Origin of the sequence: Fibrobacter sp. UBA2449 (assembly GCF_002342555.1) — a bacterium.
GTDB lineage: Bacteria > Fibrobacterota > Fibrobacteria > Fibrobacterales > Fibrobacteraceae > Fibrobacter.
On record NZ_DDQF01000001.1, the window covers coordinates 1 to 18,822 of the forward strand.

An 18,822-nucleotide genomic window follows, 5' to 3' on the forward strand; every position below is an offset into this window, starting at 1 on the left:
TGATAACCGCCCTTATGAGAAGATAACTGTTGGAGACGAGCCTTTTGAAATTCCTAGTTCGTGGAAATGGGCGAAATTAGGCGATGTATGCGATCCTATAAAACGAGGGAAATCGCCCAAATATGCAGAAACAGGCAATGTACTAGTATTTGCGCAAAAATGCAATCAAAAAAATGGGGCAATTTCTTTGGGAAAAGCGCTTTATTTAGATGAAACCGCATTAAGCAAATACCCACTGGAAGAATTTTTGCAAATAGGCGATATTGTGATTAATTCTACCGGTACAGGAACATTGGGACGAGTCGGTTTTTTCAATGAAACTTTACCTCGGGATATAAAAGGAATTGTTCCAGATAGTCATGTGACAACAATACGTTCTTCCTTAGTGAATTCCCGTTATTTGTATTATTTTCTAAAAACAAGGCAACCATATTTGGAAGAAAATGGCGAAGGGTCCACAAATCAAAAAGAACTGAAACCCCATACAATTTATGATTTGGAGTTCCCATTCCCACCTTTAGCAGAGCAGAAAAGAATCGTGGATAAAGTTGAAGCCCTTTTCAAATCGCTAGATGAGATTTTGTTCCATCTGGTCTAATGTGGAAAACAATTCTTCAATCTTTGAAACAATACGAGATTGCTCATTTAAGGGCGGGATTGGTAATTCATATTTTTTTACTTCATATGGTTTTGCCCTAGTTAAAGAGCCGCCAACACCCGATGTGTTTGAAAGCATTTTATTCAAAAAATAATTAGATTGAAGTACATAAACTAGATATTGCGGATTCAATCTAGAATTTCTAATAATAACCCATTCCGAAGATGCAATCATCCGGTGTTCCGTAAATTGAGGAACGCGCCATACTCTATTTAAGTGTGGATTTATTTTGCTAATTAAAACATCATCTTTTTTTACTAAAACTTTTGTAGATCCTATTTCTGATCCAGTTACAATTTCCGGATGCCTTACTTCAAAACACGGGACGCTATATAATTCATATACGCGATTCTTATTTTCTTTTAACATCGGATTTTCAGTATATGACTGAAAATCATTAATATCGTCCATTCTTACCCAACGCCAACTTTCTGGTATTTCAAAGGGAATGTTCTCTATCTTCTCATAAGGGCGGCAGTGTAAACTTGTAAAGTGATTCTTTGTTATAAATCAATATCATCATTTAAACAAAGGAATCAACATGCCAAAACAAAAACGAGAACAAACGCCTTTTGAACGGTATCTGCGAAAGCAGAATCTTTCTGAAAATACGCTAACATCCTATTTATGGACTGTCAAATACTATTCCGAACATTATGAAGACTTCTCAAAGGAAAATCTTTTGGCGTATAAGGAGTATCTTGTTGAATTCTTCAAGCCCAAGACGGTAAATCTTCGCTTGCAGGGATTGAACAAGTATCTGATTTTTATCAAGAAAGGCAAACTACAACTGAAATTCGTCAAGGAACAGCAGAAGAATTTCTTGGAGAACGTCATCAGCAACGCGGATTATCAGTTTTTCAAATCAAAGCTAAAAACTGATGGCAATTTGGAGTGGTATTTTGTGGTGTGGTTCCTAGCGGCAACGGGAGCACGCGTAAGCGAACTGACGCAAATCAAGGTGGAACATGTGAAAATTGGCTGGTTTGACCTATATTCCAAAGGTGGTAAACTTCGACGGCTGTATATTCCCAAAACTCTCCGCAAAGAAGCTCTTGAATGGTTATCTAGTATTGACCGACATTCCGGTTTTATCTTTTTGAATCGCTTTGGCAAGCGAATAACTACAAGGGGGATTGCGTCTCAATTAAAAACATACGCCATTAAATATGGAATTAGCACCAAGGTTGTGTATCCGCATTCTTTCCGACATCGTTACGCAAAGAATTTTCTAGAGAAATTCAACGACATCTCGCTCCTTGCCGACTTGATGGGTCACGAAAGCATTGAAACGACCAGAATTTATCTCCGCAGAACTGCAAGCGAACAACAGGAAATTGTCGACACAGTCGTGACCTGGTGATTTAATCACATTCCTTTTCCATAGCATCAAGAATAGAAAAAAGCGACTCTATTTTTGATGCTATGCGTTTTTGTTCTGCAAGAGGGGGAAGAGGAAATTTCTTTGATGAGAATTTTTCCTGCGAGAATGTTGGAATTGCTGTACCATTTACTAAGTTTTCAAATTCTTTTCTAAAATAATTTGAATTCAGAAAGTCACACAGATAATTATGATTGCACTTGATTTGTTTTAAAACCATCAACTGAGGGTTTAATGTAGCCTTTTCTGGAAGTCTATCAACTATAGCATTCTTCCCATATGATGATCCTGTTTTGACAACAACAATATCTCCTATGTTCAACATTATTTCAGGAGATTCCTCATATTTAAACCATGATATATAGGTACATTTATCAAAGTTTAATCCCATATCAATAATATTCGATGGACTTAAACTAATTGCGCCTTGTCCTTTTTCCACCAAATCTTTTTTGGTGTAACCCCTAAAACCAATTCTTCCAAATGTTTCGCAAATATCTTTTATTTTAATCCATTCCCAAGAATTGGGTATATCAAAAGGCGCGTCTTCCGCTGAAACTGAATCATTCTTCTTGTAGGGGCGGTTATCAGAAAAATCCATCCTCTCTACCCTATTTTTGTAAATTACGCCAGCACTAGAAAGTGGTACTATGGATCGTTTCCGCGTGAAGGCGGGACGGTCCTTTTTATGCAAGAGGAGCCGAAAAAAGGAAATTAGACCCCAAAGTAGTTGTCAAGGAATACTTGACAACTACTCTATACAATGCAGTTTTTCATACGAGGGCGTTGCAAAAACCCTGTAGCACTCGCCTTCGGGGGTGTTAGGGGGCGGAGCCCACTAGGAGAGAGGGTAGCGTATGCCACAAGGAGATCCCCGCCTGCGCGGGGATGACATGGGGCAGAAGCGAGGGGGAGACTTCCCCCACCAAAATAATTTTCAGATAATTGCGCGGGTCTATTGACAAACTGGATTTTTGAATCTATATTTAGTGCACAAGTGTGTAGTCTTTGGTATTTTTCCGCTTGTATGCCAGAGGAGTTGACGATGAAGAAAGGTGTTGCGGCCAGTGCGGCCGGGGGCGACAAAAACGAGATAGTCGTTTACCAGCCAGAGGGTGGGGAATTCCACATCGAAGTCCGAGTCGAAAACGAGAGCGTTTGGCTAAATCGACAGCAAATGGCCATCCTTTTCGGCAGAGATGTAAAAACAATTGGCAAACACATTGCCAATGCCTTAAAAGAAGAACTCAAGGATACCCCAACTGTCGCAAATTTTGCGACAGTTCAAAATGAAGGCGGTCGAGACGTCCGCAGAAATGTCGAACACTATAACCTAGATGTCATTATATCTGTAGGATACAGGGTAAAGTCTATAAATGGCGTAAAATTTCGCCAATGGGCGAACCAAGTCCTTAGGGATCATTTACTCAGGGGATACAGCATCAATCATCGGATGCTGGCAATGGGAGGCACAGAAATTTCCCTTTTCAAGCAAAATGTTGACATGCGCCTTACCGCCGTCGAACAGCGCGTAGATTTTTTTGTCAATACAGCCCACTCAGCCCAAAATCAAAGAATCGAGCAATTGTCCAACGACGTTCAGAAGGTCATGGCGAATTTCGTCGACCCAAGTACCTTCAAGCACTTCCTGATTCTGAACGGGCAGCGGCTTGAGGCAGATGTCGCCTATACGCAAATCTACGGTATGGCAAAAAAGTCGGTGCTGATTGTGGATGACTATCTGGATGTAAAGACGCTTGATTTGCTGCGGTGCGTAGCGAAGGGCGTTTCGGTCAAGATTTTCAGCGAGCAGCACGGGCGTACCCGCCTGACCGAGAGCATGCTGGCGGATTTCAGGGCAGCCCGCCCGGATGTTGAGCTTGACGATGTACGCACTACGGGGAACATGTTCCACGACAGGTACATCTATCTGGATTTCGGGACCGTCAGCGAGAAACTTTTCCACTGCGGGGCGTCCTCAAAAGATGCCGGCAACAAGATCACGACCATCATGCAGCTGGAAGATATCGCCGGGTATCGTACACTGTTCGAGAGACTGCTGGAAAATGAAAGATAATGAAAAGCGCCAGAGGAGTTGACGATGAAGAAAGATGTTGCGGCCAGTGCGGCCGGGGGCGTTGCGCCGAAAAAGCCCGAATTTTCCCTGATAGACGAGGATTTGCTCAAGTCGCGGATATATACCATCCGCGGGGTAAAGGTCATGCTCGATGCCGATTTGGCGGAAATTTACGGGTATAGCACGAAGGATTTTAACAGACAAGTCAAGAATAATATTGAACGTTTTGCGGAGGATTTTCGATTTCAGCTGACCAAAAGGGAAGTTGAGGAATTGCGGTCAAAAAAATTTACCGCAATTACAGATGCAAATGACGCTAAAGATTTGCGGTGCAAAAAGGGGATGCGGACGAATAATTGGACACGACTAGAGGACGCATCATGCATTTTACAGAAGCACAAATTGCCAAAGCCCTGGAAACCTTTCGCGATCTGAAATCAGCGACCAAGACTGTAAGGCTTTTAGGCTATCCATCGACAAAACAGCTATATAAGTGGATAAAGAAAGAAGGTCAGCCGCGCCAAGAACAAAGAAAACGTTATAAATTGACAAATACACCGGAACATCCGGCTCATGCTCCAATCAAGGTAAAGCTTGACGCGATCCACAGATGCTACGAAATGGGCGAACCGATGATTTCTGTAGCCAAGGATATTGGATATACGTATGCAAGTATCTATTATTGGTACCAGAACTATAAAAAGTACGGACTTATGGGACTACAGAACAAACCTAGACCAACGAAGCGGAAACAGGCGAAAGAAAAGGATCTTTCTTCCGAAGACGCGAAGGCACTGAACGAGAAGATTCGAAGTCTACAGCTGGAAGTTGACATACTGAAGGAGACGCTGAACATAATAAAAAAAGACCCAGGCGTTGACCTGTCTGCCCTTCGGAACAGGGAAAAAACACAGCTCGTCAACGCCTTACGCAACCGCTATGAATTAAGGGATATCCTGCTCGCGCTGGGAATGTCTCGAAGCGTCTATTACTACAACGTAAAGCACCTGGACGACCGGAGCAACAAGGATCGTCGGCTACTCAAGGAACTCGTTCCCATATTTGACGAATCCAATAAAACCTACGGCTACAGGCGAATCCACAGTGAGCTTTCAAAGACCGGAAGGACGATTTCCGAGAAGGTTGTCAGACGAGCAATGAAGCTCGGCAACCTCGTTGTCTACAAGCCCAAGAAGCAGAAGTACAGTTCGTACAAGGGCGAGATTACGCCCGCCGTCCCCAACATACTCAACCGTAACTTTCACGCTGACGCTCCCAATCAAAAATGGCTGACGGACATAACGGAATTTCCCTTGCATGATGGCAAGATTTACCTATCGCCGATTATCGACTGCTTCGACGGGGCGCCAGTGTGCTGGACAATAGGGGAATCTCCTGACGCGGCCCTTGTCGACGAGATGCTGGACAAGGCTGCTGCGACACTCCATGAGGGAGAAACCCCGATTATCCATACGGACAGAGGTTGTCATTACAGGTGGCCCGGATGGATCGAGAGAATGAAAAAATACGGCTTGACGCGATCCATGTCAAGGAAGGGGTACACTCCCGACAATGCCGCCTGCGAAGGTTTTTTCGGGGTACTCAAGAACGAATTTTTTTACAGTAGAAATTGGAGAAATGTCGACAAGGAAGAGTTCAAGGCTGAACTTGAAAAATATCTGGAATGGTTTTGCTCGAAACGGATAAAGGTCGGACTCAACGGAATGAGTCCAACAGATTATCGGAAACTATATTTGGATAAACAATCTGTCTAAATTATTGTCCGCATCCCCAAATTGCACCGCAAATATCAGCACAATGAGCCGTTCCAATCCCTACGTTTTTACGGAACAAGGCATTTACATGCTCATGACTGTGTTGAAAGGCGATTTGGCAGTACAACAGAGTATGGCCCTCATCCGTCTTTTCAAGCAGATGAAGGACTACATTGCGGCAGAGAACGCGCCGGATGTTTCTGCGGGGATGGTCGCCTTGGCGAAGGGTGTTTCTATCAAGATTTTCAGCGAGCAGCACGGGCGCACACGCCTGACCGAAAACCAGACGCAAGCCACATGATTGACGGGATAACCATCACAAAGATTCTCCTTAAAATTTTTCTTAGCGGGGGATGCTGCTACAGTTCATGCTGAATCGTCCGGAGATATAAATCGTACCATTACTCGATTCGCAGCTCTTTTCTTTCGGTTCACATTCTTCCACTTCGGTTACGGTAACATTCGCAAAGCAGCCTTCAACAGTCGCCTGCTCTTCGTAACAATGCGCAAAGCCCAGGTTTATCAGCGAGGTATCGCAATCGGCAAGAGGCAAGCAGATAGAAGTCACGCCCGTTGTCACGGCCATCGGGTAGTAGCCCGTCTTTGTGACCATGGAGAAATTGCAAAATTTTGCCAGAGCTGCGACGCTCGACGAACTTTCGATAACCGCAGAAGAGAGCGTCACAGAAGAAATCGCATCGGACGAACCGGGTGCCACCACTGCAGAAGAACCTTCGACAGCTGAAGAAGATGTCGATGCGGGATCTTGCGACGGGGCAACTGACGAAGAATCATCACCGCAACCGAATACAAGAACGCAACCCGTTATCGAAATGACACACGCAAAATTCCTGACCCATTTTTTCATAGGAGTCTTTCCTTTTTTACAAAACAACTATAACTAAAATAAAAATTCACAAAGGAGCCGTCAACATTCTATATTTAACGTGAACTTTCAACCCCGAGATACGTATGGAAGAGACTTTCAAGACTAAAGGCGTTTGCGCAACGACGATTCAGTTCACGCGCGACGGCGACAAAATCAGGAACATCCGCTTTACAGGCGGATGCAACGGCAACCTGAAGGCGATTGCAAAGCTCTGCGAAGGCATGAGCGCCGAAGATATCGCGGCAAAACTCCTAGGCAACACCTGCGGCGGGAAGCCCACATCGTGCGCCGACCAGCTCGCCCGCGCCGTCCTCGGGAAAGAAGCGTAATATCTTAAACATTACCGTTTCTTGAATACGACGATTTCGGCATCGGCACCGTTCTTGCCGTATTCGCTCACGAGAATGTAGCGTTCGTCGCAGGCGATTCCGAAGCAGCGGCCTTCGGCGTTTTGCTTTTCGACCTGGTTGCCCCAGTAGCTTGCGTTATCGTCTAAAAGCTTGACGCTGTTGCCGTTGATCTTGTATTCCTGATTGATGAACGAGCCCTGCAGAACAAAGAGGTTGTCAATTTTCGGCATGTCCTTAATACCGAGAGCATTGACTTCTTCAATGAACTTCTGCTTCATGGGCGAAGTGGCATGCGGCAGTTGATCTGCCGGGAGGCGCCAGCGCTTGAGTGTCGGGAAATACTTGCGAAGCTCCGCCTTGTATTCTTCACGGGTCAGGCTCTTGCCTGTATTCTTGTTGAATTCATTGACGAACTGCGAGCAGAATTCGACCATCTGTTCCATGTTGAAGTCGCCGGTGAAGGCACCGTCTTTATAGCAGTAGATGCAGTATTCTTCGTTCTTGCTGCCGTCGGCGTTTGTGCCCAAGATTTCCGGTGTGAGCGGCATTCCGCAGCTCTGACAGAATTTCATTTCCATAAGTTCTCCTTTATTTGATACATACACAAATGTACACCATTCTAGCGGCTCTGTCAAGTCATTCCATACACAAAAAACGGTTAGCAAAACTTTCCCAATCCGTCAGCCCATCGAAACCTGCAAATTCACCTCGGAAATACTGTTTTTAGGCTATTTTGGCCATTTTGACCGCCGCAGCATAACCGTAGCAGGTTCGCAAACATACGGCCAAGCTTGACAGAGCCCGCCCCCGACTTTATATATCATTCACCGCATATTTCCAAAACATCGCGCTCAGCATCCTTGTCCGGATCGCCGGAACAGAATTTCTCGCCAGGCTGTGCGCCACGGCTTTTCAGCAGCTTCGTGACCTTAGGGAATTTTTCAAGATAATCCAGAAGCGTCATGCCACCCCAGCAGCGATTGTAATCTTTTGCCTTCATTTTCTCTGCCAGATAAAGCAGGATATCTTCCCTGACTCCGCTACCCTTAGCCATATCGCAGTAGTAGACTTGCACGCCCTCATTCAGAAGAAGCTTCACGATAGTCAAATCGTCCTTATACATAGCCCTTCCCAGCATGGTACGCATATCTTGGCTTGGACCACCCTCGTCAACCGTATTAGGATTCGCGCCGTGGTCCAACAATAGCTTAACCATTTTCAGGTTTCCCTTGTCAATCGCCATGCCCAACGGGGAGAAATCTTCATAGCCCTCCCCTAGGGAAGTCATCTCGTCTTCATTCTCCGTATGACACTGCTCATTCACACGCGCCTTACCGCTCTTCAGCAGAGCTTCGGCCTTCGCTATATTTCCCGACCGGACAGCCTTCATCAAAGGCGAATGGCACGCATCGAATTCACCCGAGGCGTCATCGCTGAGGACACACTTTAAAGAATACGCCGGACCATCGACCATGGTGGCCCGGTCATGCTTCGGTTTGCCGGCATTGAATTTGTAGCGTACGAACTTGTTTCCCACAGAAGTGGCGGTCCAGAAAAAGGCAGATTCTCCCTTATAGTGGTAGACTCCGTCAGCACGCCGGTCACCCGCCATGGACAACTTGATTCCCGCCTTCTCTAGTTTCTGCCAACCCTTCTGGGACTGAATCAAACCAGCCCATTCCTCATCCGTCGGTACGCGCCACCCATACGGACAAGCGTTCTGCGCCGCCTTCCAGGTATAAAGGCGCCCCTGACTTCTGCAGTTTGCTTCATTATCGTCATAGCAGAAGCTATTGCTTACCTTGTAATTCAGGTTATCTACCATCCAAGTTTGATTACCAACTTGTATGGTTCGGTACTTCTGACCATCGCGGGCATCCACCATGGACCCCATTTGTGGTGCAGCATTCACGGATACAGCCATAACAAATGGCAGGACTTTCAATACACAATAAGATATTCTCATGTCATCAAATATAAACACATACAAACATATGTGTGCGAGATAAATGGAGACAAATCGACTATTTTAATCCTGTTCAACTAAAATTTTTAACGTAATTGTCCAAGAACCACTTGACAAGCCCATTCTAACGGCTCTGTCAAGTCAATCCGTTTTTTACAGAGCCTTCATAATCGGTTCCAGGGTGTCGAGATTCACGAAGTCCACTTGCTTGCCATAGGTGGCGATGAGGGCGCGGACTTCGGCGTTGCGCTCCGCTTCGGGGATTTTCGTGACCTTCGAATACAGGAGTTTCATCATGATTCGATGTTTCAAACCGAGTTTGGTGTAATCGATGGCGCCGCGAAGGTGGAAAATTTTACTTTCATCGTAATGCGATGCAGGAACCTGCTTTTTGAGGCAGCCCCTGATGTGGTTGACGTTTTCGGCATCGGTCGGGTCGGCGAGACCGACAGTCGCGACAAGCAATTCCTGACTTGCAGAGAGGCCGCAAACCGTTTTCTTGAGGCCCATGATACCGCCTGCGCAAAGAGCGCCCAGATAGACGATGCGGTCATAGCCGGCAACGCTTTTCACGTCTTTAAAGAAAACTGCCTTGAGCCCCGTGATTTCGGCGAGGCGTTCGGCGTAGCGTTTTGTCGAGCCGTAGCGGCTTCCGTAGATGATGATAGAGTTCATTGAAGCACCGTCCTTTCTGTTCCCACAATTTAAAAAACTAAATTTACGCCCGTTTTCAAGGTACTGCATGGCGGCATCAAAGACGAACATCGATATGCTGAACGGGCCCCTCGGGAGAAAAATCCTGAGGTTTGCCATCCCTATCGCCCTGAGCAGCATTTTCCAGCAGATGTTCAACCTGGCGGACGTCGCCGTGGTGGGCCAGTTCGCAGGCGACAAAGCCCTCGCGGCCGTGGGCGCGAACACGTTCGTCATCAACATGCTCATCAACCTGTTCGTCGGGATTTCCGTGGGCGCGAACGTGGTGGTGGCCAACTCCATCGGTGCGCGCAGCTACCGCTCCGTGACCCGCAGCGTCCACACGTCGGTGATGGTGGCGTTCTTCAGCGGAATATTCCTCTCGTTCGTGGGAATCTTTTTTGCAAGGCCGATTCTCGAACTGATTTCAACGCCCGAAGATGTTTTGGACATGGCGGTACTTTACCTGCAAATCTACTTTGCCGGCATGCCCTTCGTGATGATCTACAACTTCATCGCCGCCATCCTGCGCAGCAAAGGCGATACAAAGCGGCCGCTTTACGTGCTCATGGTGGCGGGAGCCGTCAATGTGGCATTGAACCTGATTCTTGTAGCGGGCTTTGGCATGGGTGTATCGGGCGTTGCGATTGCGACGGTCATCGCCAACGTCATCAGCGGAATTACCTTGTTCTACATGCTCCTGCACGAGGTGGGGCCTTTCAAGCTGGAATTCTGGAAATTGCGCGTGACACCCTTCTTCTTGAGCCGCATCTTGCGCGTGGGGCTCCCAACGGGGCTTCGCGGCGTCGTATTCTCGTTCAGCAACGTGTGTTTGCAATCGGCCATCAACAGCCTCGGTTCTGCGACAGTGGCGGCCTCGTCCATCGCGCTCAACTACGAATTCGTGGTGTATTATTGGCTGAGTTCGTTCTCGCAGGCTTGCGTGACCTTCGTGGGGCAGAACTTCGGCGCAAAGAACATGGAACGCTGCCGCCGCACGGTCCGCTGGACACTTCTACTCGGCTGCTCCACCACCATCGTATTGAGCGCTCTCTGTTGCATTTTTGCAAGGCCCATGCTGAGCGTGTTCACGTCCAATACCGAGATCATCGAAATCGCATCCATCCGCATGTACGTAGTGGTGGGGCTCTTGGCCATCAACGTTTTTCTGGACGTGTTTTCGGGCGCACTTTCGGGAATGGGCAAGTCCCTACCGCCGGCGCTCACCTGCATGGTAGGCGTCTGCGGCATCCGCATCCTCTGGGTGATTTTCGTGTTCCCCAAATACAACTCGTTCGCCTCGCTGATGGTTGTCTACCCCGTCAGCTGGGTCATCACGATTGCAGTCATCGCGGGGATATATTTCTACAACGTCAAACGGCTGAAATTCTAGCCGATTAACCCAAATCCACGTCGGGAGCGATGTGCACGCTGTATTCGGGGAAGGCTTCGCTGACTTCCTTGGTGAGGATCGCAACGCCTTCTTCGGGCGCAACGGCGAAACTCAGCACCACATCGAAGCGGAGTGTCTTTTCGGCCACATCCACGTAGAATCCGTGCATTTGCAGCGCCCATTCGTGGGACTTCACGATTTTCAAGACATCGCTGCGGATTTTGGAGGCTTCGTCGTTCTTGGTGTTGTACGAATAAACTCCCACGCCCGTGAGGATGACGCCCGTTTCCTTGTACACGCGGTTCTGCAGCTTGCGCGTAAGCACGTCCAGTTCCTCGACGGTCATGGTGTCAGGCAGTTCCAGGTGCACCGAGCCGATGGACTTGTTCGGGCCGTAATCGTTCAGAATCAAGTCGTAGGCGCCGCGTACGGGTTTTTCAGAGGTGAGGATTTTTTTGATTTCCTTGGCGGTGTCGCCGTCAGTGCGCTTGCCGAGAATATCGTCCAGCGTATCCTTGAGCATTTCGATGCCGGACTTAATGATGAACAATGAAATCAGCACGCCCACGTAGGCCTCGAGCGAAACGCCCGTCGTCACGAACACGATGGCAGAGGCCAGCACCGATGCAGACAGGATGGCATCGAAAAGGGCGTCGGCACCGGAGGCCACAAGCGCACCGGAATTCACGCGCTCGCCCTGACTCTTTACGTACTTGCCGAGCACGAGTTTTACCACCACGGCGGCAGCAATAATCACCAGCGATATCGTAGAATAGTCGGCGGCTTCTGGGTGGATGATTTTCTTGACAGATTCCACGGCGGAGGTGCCGCCCGCGTACAGCACGATGGCGGCCACGATCATGGCGCTCAGGTACTCGATGCGCCCGTAACCCAGCGGGTGTTTCTTGTCGGGAAGTTTATTCGCAAGTTTTGCGCCCACGATGGTAATCACCGAGGAGAGCGCGTCGGAGAGGTTGTTCACCGCGTCGAGGGTGACGGCAATGGAACCCGTGATAAAGCCGATGGCGGCCTTGAACGCCGAAAGCACCACGTTTGTAGCGATGCCCACGATGCTCGTGCGCACGATGACCTTGCTGCGATTTTCAATTTCATTGTCTATCATATGGTCTCCTGACGACTTCGTGTCATTTCAGGAATAGCGAAAGCTTGCCGAAGTCGAGTATCGTGATGAACACGAAGAAGCTGATGAAGAATGCAGCGGCGACGTTCTGGATAATGCTCTGCGTCTTGGTAGAAAGCGGCTTGCCGCGCAACTTCTCTATCCCGAGGAACATGAGCAGGCCTCCGTCGGTAATGGCGAGCGGAAGCAGGTTCATGACGCCCAGGTTTATGCTGATGAGTGCAAGGAGCATCAGGAATTCCTGGAAGCCGCTCATCCACACGTTACCCATCACGGCCACGATAGAAACCGGACCGGAGAACGCGTCAACCTTCACCTGCCCCTGGAACATGCGCTTGAAATAGCGGAAAATACTGGTGGTCATTTTCCAGCTGGTAGCACAAGTCTTCGTAAAGGCCTCGACAGGGCCGCGGCGCACAATCTTCGTTTCGCGGAAGAGCACGTAGCCCATCTGGATACCGACCATGTACCGCTTGTATTCCTCGTTGTACGCGGGGGTAAGCGGCTTGGTAAGCGTGTCGCCATCGCGAATGACGGTAACATTCACGGTCTCGCCCTTGCTGCCGTCGATGATGCGCACCACCTCCTCGTAGCGGGAGATGTGCTCGCCGTTGATTTCAAAAATCGTATCGTTCTGCCGAATGCCGGCAGTAGCCGCGGCAGAACCTTCTACAGGCGGAAGACGCACGATGACGCGGTTGCGCGGGTAGATACCGATATCGCCAATGCCCATCTTGATTTCGGAACCGGTGGAATCCTGCGCGGGAATCACAAGTTCTTCGGGAACGACGGTAATGGTGAGCGGTTCGCCACCGCGATGTACCGTGAGGGGGACGTTCGCCCCGAGGCTCACGCCAATCTGCTCGCGGAAATCGTCCCAGCCCTGCGTGGGCTTGCCGTTTATGGCAGTGATGGTATCGCCCGGCTGTATGCCCGCGGCGAGCGCCGGAGAATCCTTCGCAACAAAGCCCACGATGAGCTCGTTTGTCGCAGGTTCCTGCACGCCCACCATGTAGAGGACCATCAGGAGCGCAAACGCGAACACGATGTTGATGAACGGTCCCGCAAACGCAATCGCGGCGCGCGCACCCACGGACTTCGCCACGAAATCGCGTTCGTCCGGGACTTCGCCCTCCTCGAGCGTGTCGGGATTTTCCCCCGCCATGGCCACGTAGCCACCGAACGGGATTGCCGAAATGCAGTATTCCGTCTCGCCCCTTTTGATGCGGATGAGTTTCTTGCCAAAGCCAACGCTAAACGTGTTCACCTTGACGTTATTCCACTTGGCGACCAGGAAATGGCCCAGCTCGTGAATAGTCACGAGAAAACTGAGAGCCAGGAGGCCCAGGATGAACATCACAACGTTTGAGAAAATTGTTTCCATTGAAATACAATATAGCAAAATGAGATTCACGCATTCCGAACCAAATCCTGCAATGCGGACACAGCGCACAAAGCCATTTGCGATTAGATAAATTTTTTTCTTATTATTATGCAATCAAGGAGCCTACATGAACAAAATTTTCGCTATCCTCGGAACCATCTCGCTTTCGATGCTTGTCGCCGCCTGCAGCGATACCAAGACAGCCAAGGAAACCGCCACCGCAGAAACAGTGAGTGTTGAAACTGCCGCTCAGGTCGAAGGCACGAAAACTATAACCCTCACAAACGGGGCGAGCGTCACCTGGATTCAGGACAACGAAGGCGAAAAGTTGAACCCGCGCTCGCTCTTCAGCGACGCCAGCGACTCGCTCTACAACAGCCTGAACATGCCCGACGGAATCCCGGCCAGCGTGAGCACGTTCCTCGTGAAGGTGGACGGCAAGTACATCTTGTTCGACGCAGGCCTCGGGGCTTTCGGCGGACAGCTCATGAGCCGCCTCGCCGCTCTCGGCGTGAACCCCGACAGCATCGGGCTTGTCTACCTTACGCATTTGCATGTGGACCACATCTCGGGCCTTGTGGCAAAGGATGATGCCGGCAACGACACGAAGGTTTTCAAGAACGCCGCCGTGTATGCGGGCAAGGTGGAATACGACGCCTGGATGAACGACATCCCGAAAAACGATTTGCAGAAGAACATCATGGCGCTCTACAAGGACAGCCTTCATTTGTTCGCATTCGGTGATACGCTCCCCCATGGCGTGCTAGCGATGGACGCCATCGGACACACGCCGGGCCACACCGCGTTCCAGATTGCAAACCTGCTTATCGTCGGTGATTTGATGCACGGTTACGCCCTGCAGAAGGACCATCCCGAAGTCAATTCCAACTACGACATGGACAAGCCGAAATCCGCCGAAAGCCGCAAGCGCATCATGCAATACGCCCGCGACAACAAGCTCCTGATGGCCGGCATGCACCTGCCCCCTCCGGGATTTGCGGAATAGGATAAATATTTTAGGGGTCGAAAATTAGCATTCTTGGAGCTGACATCGTAAATATGATATTCACAAAAACATTTTCTTTTTTTGCAAAATAGCCAACTTCAAGATTGAAAAACCATAGCAAGTCAAAACGGAAGGATGCACCGTAGTCAAATCCCGTCGAAGAAAACCAACCCACCTGGGGGCCTACCCCAACACCAGCCAAAGCATGAAAACACTGGATGCTTGGATGGAGTAAAATTCCATGTTCGTGGTCGGTGAAGTCATAAACATACCTAGTACGGATAAACCACACAAACGCATAATCCGGAGCCCATGGGCCTTTTGTATTTTCAGGACGTTTTTGTGCATAGATTAAACCAGACGGTATAAGCCACCATTCCAATCCGGCCACGAACATATTTCCGCCACCTACCTCTAGTCCAAGAGGCAGTGGTATATAATCTGAGGCCTTTTTCTTAGGTGTGTAAACAGAATCAGCCTGCGCCAAGGAACAACTCGGCAAGAGCAAAGCCAAAGCGAGAATTATGTTCCTGACAAATTTCATGATTATGAATATAAAAAAAGATCCCCGCCTGCGCGGGGATGACATTAGGGCGTCGAGAATGACATTCCTGTCAATTAAGCGCGGACCGTCGTGAAGGCGAAAGCCTCACCGTCGGCATCGTTGGCTTCGAGGCCATCGGCGGCGGCAGCCCACTTAATAGCGACAGCTTGCGTCTCGCCTGCGATGTAGGCTTCATTCTCGGCGACAGCCTGCTTGAAGACGTCGCTTGCAGAGAACAGCGTCACTTCGATCTTGTCGGTGATGGCATAGTTCTGGTCCTTACGGCGGTTCTGGATGCGGTTCACGAGTTCGCGGGCCACGCAGGCACGGCGGAGTTCGTCCGTGATCTTCAGGTCCAGAGCCACGGTGAAGTGCTGGTTGGCTTCCACGGCCATGCCGTCGGCCACGATGCGGTTGAGCATCAAGCAGTCGGCACCGACTTCACCGAAATCGAACTTAATCGTCTCGCCATTCTGCAGAGCCTTGATTTCATCGACCGTAAGGCTGTTGAGCTTGGCGGAAATCACCTTCATGTTCTTCGCGTAATCCGGGCCCTTCGCCTTGATGGCGAGGAAGTTCGGCTTGGCGGAGAGCTTCACGAGTTTCGTTTCGTCTTCGAGGAACTTCATTTCGCGAACGTTGAGTTCTTCGAGAATCAAGTCCTTCATGGTCTCAGCCACGTTCTTTTCTTCGGTGCCGTGAGCAACCACCGTCATGCTGGCAATCGGCATACGGTTCTTTACGTTGTTCGTAGCGCGAATCACGCGGCCCATTTCAACCATGCCACGCACCATGGCGATGCGTTCCACGAGCTTTTCGTCCATGAGGGACTTGTCAGCACTCGGGAATTCGCAGAGGTGCACGCTCACCGGAGCGTTGGCGTCCACTTCGCGAACGAGAATCTGGTAGATTTCTTCGGCAAGGAGCGGGAGGAACGGGGCAAGAATCTTGGAGAAGTCCACCAGCACCTTGTACATGGTAGCGTAGGCAGCGTTCTTGTCGCCATCGTTTTCGGACTTCCAGAAACGACGACGGCTGCGGCGCACGTACCAGTTCGTGAGGTCATCAACTGCGGCAATCACGGCAGGCACCACGTTGTACAGGCGGTAAGCCTTCATTTCCACTTCAACCTTGGCAGCGAGATCCTGCAATGTCGCAAGCATCCAGCGGTCCAGTTCGTTTTCGCTCTTGACTTCCTGACCCGGGTTGCGCTTCGCGCAGCCTGCTTCGCCTCGGCAATGAGATTGCCCAGCAATCTCGCTGCTCTCGGCTTGCACCGGCTTCCAGGTGAGCTGGCCCTTGGCGGCATCGGCGTTGTGGTTCGAGACAAAGAATGCCACAGCGTTCCAAAGCGGGAGCATCACCTGCTTCACGATGCCTTTCACGCCTTCTTCACTGAAGCGGAGGTCTTCAGCTTTCAAAGCAGCGGAGTTGATCATGAACAAGCGAATAGCGTCGGCACCCGTGCGTTCGATGAGGTCGTTCGGGTCCGGGTAGTTGCGCTTGGACTTACTCATCTTGGAACCGTCTTCGGCCAAGATAATACCGTTCACAATCACGTTCTTAAAGGCGGGCTTCTGGAACAGAGCGTTAGAAAGCACGGTCAGCGTGTAGAACCAACCACGGGTCTGGTCCAAACCTTCGGCAATGAAGTCCGCCGGGAAGCTGCGTTCTACCAGTTCCTTGTTTTCGAAGGGGTAATGGCGGCTGGCATACGGCATGGAGCCGGATTCAAACCAGCAGTCGAACACTTCCGGCGTGCGGCGGTAGACCTTGCCGTTCTTTTCGATGGTGAGCTTGTCAACAAAGTGCTTGTGCAAGTCATCAAGCTTCACGCCAGTGAGCTGCTGGAGTTCTTCGATGGAGCCGACAGCAATCATGTCACCGTCGTCAGAGAGCCACACCGGAATCGGCGTACCCCAGAAACGGTTACGGGAAAGGTTCCAGTCGCGAGCGCCTTCAAGCCACTTGCCAAAACGGCCGTTCTTGATGTGGTCCGGCACCCAGTTCACCGTCTGGTTGTTTTCGACCATCCATTCCTTCAGAGTCTTGGTCACGCCGTCCTTGCTCGTGACAGGGGCGTCAATCTTCAGGAACCAAGTCTTGAGGGCACGGTAAATCAGAGGAACGCCGGTACGCCAGCAGTGCGGGTAACTGTGGACAATCACGTCCTGCTTGAACACGCGGCCCTGTTCCTTGAAGTAGCGGATAATTTCCTTGTCGGCTTCCTTCGCGCCCAGACCCTTCCACATCGGGACCTTGTCGGTGAACTTGCCTTCGGTATCGAGCGGGTCGAAAAGGCCGAGGTCGAGTTCAGCGCCCTTCTGGAAGTCTTCTTCACCGAAGGAAGGAGCGGTATGCACGGCGCCGGTACCGTCTTCGGTACTCACGTAGTCGGCGGGGTAAATCTTGTAGTGGCGGGACAGCTGGTCCGGCGTCACGAACGCATCGGAAATGCGGGAGAGCGGCTCGTAGTCCTTGCCCACGAGTTCGGAACCCTTGCAGGTATCGACGATGTTCGGGTTCTTGAAGTAGGCGGCGGTGCGGCTTGCGGCAATCCAGTACTTCTTGCCATCCTGCTCCACCAGGTTGTAGTCCATATCCGGACCCACAACGATGCAGAAGTTGGAGTACAGCGTCCACGGGGTCGTCGTCCACACGAGGATGCTCGTGTCCTTGAACTTGGGCTCGCTCGAGTTGATCGGGAAAATCAGCGTGAGGGACGGGTCCTGACGGTCCTTATAGCCCTGGTTCGTTTCGAAGTTCGAAAGCGGAGTCGCGAGAGCCGGGCTGTACGGCTGGATGCGGTAGCCCTGGTAGATGAGGCCCTTGTCGAAGTCCACCCAGCGGCCCATGCGGCGCACGGTCTTCTTCCATTCGCTGGTGTACTTGAGCACCTTGCCGCGGCAAGTTTCGTTGAACTTATCGACACCGAGCTTCTGGATTTGGGCAACGCCAGCGAGACCGAGTTCGTTCTGCACGAGAGATTCAATCGGAAGGCCGTGGCAGTCCCAACCGAAACCGCGCGGGACCTTCTTGCCCTTCATGGTCCACTGTGAGCAACAAAGCCCTCGGGTGTTAACCGAGGGCGTTTGCGAGAGCGAGGCGATATCACATTTTCATTTATGCGATAAAGCCGAGCGGTCTGTTACTTTGCTGCAGTGGAGTCGACAACTTCCACCTTAGCAGCAGCGGCGCTATCCACGGCAACAGCGGCGGTGCTGTCAGCAGCGACGGCGGCAGCGCTGTCGGCGACGGCTTCAGCAACCGGAGCGGCCGGGGCCTCAACCTTTTCAACTGCAGCGGGAGCAGCAGGAGCAGCGTCGGCGGCCTTCGGAACGGGCGTCCCGAAGAAGTTCACCTTGGCAAGGAAAATCATCATCACCCAGGAGAGGGCAAGGCCGGAAATACCCATCACGATACCGGTCTTAGCCATACCGTTGGTGTCGGTGTAACCCGTAGCGTGGGCCAAGGCGTTAGGCGGCGTCGAAATCGGGAGGCTCATGCCGAGAGAGCTTGCAAAGGCGACAGAAACGAGCAGGGCGGTCACGCCACCGAGGCCAAC

17 protein-coding genes and 3 pseudogenes are annotated in these 18,822 nt (G+C 50.5%); 9 read left to right on the forward strand and 11 right to left on the reverse strand.

The features are described 5' to 3' along the window. A partial coding sequence (locus tag B4B27_RS00005) for a restriction endonuclease subunit S (protein ID WP_290722518.1) occupies positions 1 to 598 on the forward strand: 598 nt, incomplete at its 5' end. Here the strand turns inward: B4B27_RS00005 and B4B27_RS00010 are convergent. Further along, entirely contained in the window at positions 569 to 1,069 is a 501-nt protein-coding gene (locus tag B4B27_RS00010) for a restriction endonuclease subunit S (protein WP_290722519.1), read from the reverse strand. The two genes, B4B27_RS00005 and B4B27_RS00010, sit on opposite strands and share 30 nt — an antisense overlap. A 130-nt stretch (positions 1,070 to 1,199) precedes the next feature. Here B4B27_RS00010 and B4B27_RS00015 point away from each other — a divergent pair, with 130 nt between their 5' ends. After that, entirely contained in the window at positions 1,200 to 2,021 is an 822-nt protein-coding gene (locus B4B27_RS00015) for a tyrosine-type recombinase/integrase (protein WP_290722520.1), read from the forward strand. A gap of 1 nt (position 2,022) precedes the next feature. On the opposite strand, the gene B4B27_RS00020 is transcribed toward B4B27_RS00015, so the two are convergent. Beyond that, entirely contained in the window at positions 2,023 to 2,640 is a 618-nt protein-coding gene (locus B4B27_RS00020; RefSeq protein ID WP_290722521.1) for a restriction endonuclease subunit S, read from the reverse strand. Positions 2,641 to 3,084: 444 nt separating this feature from the next. Between B4B27_RS00020 and B4B27_RS00025 the strand changes: the two genes are divergently transcribed. From B4B27_RS00025 to B4B27_RS14620, 4 genes and pseudogenes are all read left to right on the forward strand, one after another. After that, positions 3,085 to 4,116: a virulence RhuM family protein gene (locus B4B27_RS00025; protein ID WP_290722522.1), complete on the forward strand. Its 1,032-nt coding sequence runs from the start codon at positions 3,085 to 3,087 to the stop codon at positions 4,114 to 4,116. A gap of 24 nt (positions 4,117 to 4,140) precedes the next feature. Continuing rightward, a pseudogene (locus tag B4B27_RS00030) lies at positions 4,141 to 4,422 on the forward strand (ORF6N domain-containing protein); the annotation flags it as partial. A 74-nt stretch (positions 4,423 to 4,496) separates the two neighbouring features. Beyond that, on the forward strand, positions 4,497 to 5,891 hold the full coding sequence (locus B4B27_RS00035; RefSeq protein WP_290722524.1) for an IS3 family transposase: 1,395 nt from the start codon (positions 4,497 to 4,499) through the stop codon (positions 5,889 to 5,891). Between the two features lie 46 nt (positions 5,892 to 5,937). Then, positions 5,938 to 6,070: pseudogene (locus B4B27_RS14620) on the forward strand (ORF6N domain-containing protein); the annotation flags it as partial. 164 nt (positions 6,071 to 6,234) lie between these two features. Here B4B27_RS14620 and B4B27_RS00045 read toward each other — a convergent pair. After that, positions 6,235 to 6,759 carry a hypothetical protein gene (locus B4B27_RS00045; protein WP_290722526.1) on the reverse strand — a complete coding sequence of 175 codons (525 nt, stop codon included), beginning with the start codon at positions 6,757 to 6,759 and terminating at the stop codon, positions 6,235 to 6,237. Positions 6,760 to 6,863: 104 nt separating this feature from the next. Here B4B27_RS00045 and B4B27_RS00050 point away from each other — a divergent pair, with 104 nt between their 5' ends. Further along, positions 6,864 to 7,109, forward strand: coding sequence for a TIGR03905 family TSCPD domain-containing protein (locus B4B27_RS00050; protein ID WP_073189459.1), 246 nt, complete (start codon positions 6,864 to 6,866; stop codon positions 7,107 to 7,109). Between the two features lie 11 nt (positions 7,110 to 7,120). Here the strand turns inward: B4B27_RS00050 and B4B27_RS00055 are convergent, their stop codons facing one another. From B4B27_RS00055 to B4B27_RS00065, 3 genes are all read right to left on the reverse strand, one after another. Beyond that, positions 7,121 to 7,708: a zinc ribbon domain-containing protein gene (locus tag B4B27_RS00055; RefSeq protein ID WP_290722527.1), complete on the reverse strand. Its 588-nt coding sequence runs from the start codon at positions 7,706 to 7,708 to the stop codon at positions 7,121 to 7,123. 242 nt (positions 7,709 to 7,950) lie between these two features. Further along, entirely contained in the window at positions 7,951 to 9,096 is a 1,146-nt protein-coding gene (locus B4B27_RS00060) for an FISUMP domain-containing protein (protein WP_290722528.1), read from the reverse strand. A gap of 153 nt (positions 9,097 to 9,249) precedes the next feature. After that, entirely contained in the window at positions 9,250 to 9,771 is a 522-nt protein-coding gene (locus B4B27_RS00065) for a flavodoxin domain-containing protein (protein WP_290722529.1), read from the reverse strand. Between the two features lie 67 nt (positions 9,772 to 9,838). Between B4B27_RS00065 and B4B27_RS00070 the strand changes: the two genes are divergently transcribed. Next, positions 9,839 to 11,182 (forward strand): MATE family efflux transporter, encoded by a 1,344-nt coding sequence (locus tag B4B27_RS00070; protein ID WP_290722530.1) that lies wholly within the window; start codon positions 9,839 to 9,841, stop codon positions 11,180 to 11,182. A 4-nt stretch (positions 11,183 to 11,186) separates the two neighbouring features. Here the strand turns inward: B4B27_RS00070 and B4B27_RS00075 are convergent, their stop codons facing one another. Next, positions 11,187 to 12,305 (reverse strand): cation diffusion facilitator family transporter, encoded by a 1,119-nt coding sequence (locus tag B4B27_RS00075; RefSeq protein ID WP_290722531.1) that lies wholly within the window; start codon positions 12,303 to 12,305, stop codon positions 11,187 to 11,189. 22 nt (positions 12,306 to 12,327) lie between these two features. After that, entirely contained in the window at positions 12,328 to 13,707 is a 1,380-nt protein-coding gene (gene rseP, locus B4B27_RS00080) for an RIP metalloprotease RseP (protein ID WP_290722532.1), read from the reverse strand. A 127-nt stretch (positions 13,708 to 13,834) separates the two neighbouring features. On the opposite strand from rseP, the gene B4B27_RS00085 reads away from it, so the two are divergent. Next, the gene (locus tag B4B27_RS00085) at positions 13,835 to 14,713 is read left to right on the forward strand and encodes an MBL fold metallo-hydrolase (protein ID WP_290722533.1); all 879 of its coding nucleotides are present in this window, start codon (positions 13,835 to 13,837) and stop codon (positions 14,711 to 14,713) included. Positions 14,714 to 14,723: 10 nt separating this feature from the next. Here B4B27_RS00085 and B4B27_RS00090 read toward each other — a convergent pair whose 3' ends face one another. The 3 genes and pseudogenes from B4B27_RS00090 to B4B27_RS00100 form a co-directional block, all read right to left on the reverse strand. Beyond that, the gene (locus tag B4B27_RS00090; RefSeq protein WP_290722534.1) at positions 14,724 to 15,257 is read right to left on the reverse strand and encodes a hypothetical protein; all 534 of its coding nucleotides are present in this window, start codon (positions 15,255 to 15,257) and stop codon (positions 14,724 to 14,726) included. Between the two features lie 74 nt (positions 15,258 to 15,331). Then, entirely contained in the window at positions 15,332 to 18,304 is a 2,973-nt protein-coding gene (locus B4B27_RS00095) for a class I tRNA ligase family protein (RefSeq protein WP_290722535.1), read from the reverse strand. Between the two features lie 101 nt (positions 18,305 to 18,405). Next, positions 18,406 to 18,822 (reverse strand): annotated as a pseudogene (locus B4B27_RS00100) (anion permease); the annotation flags it as partial.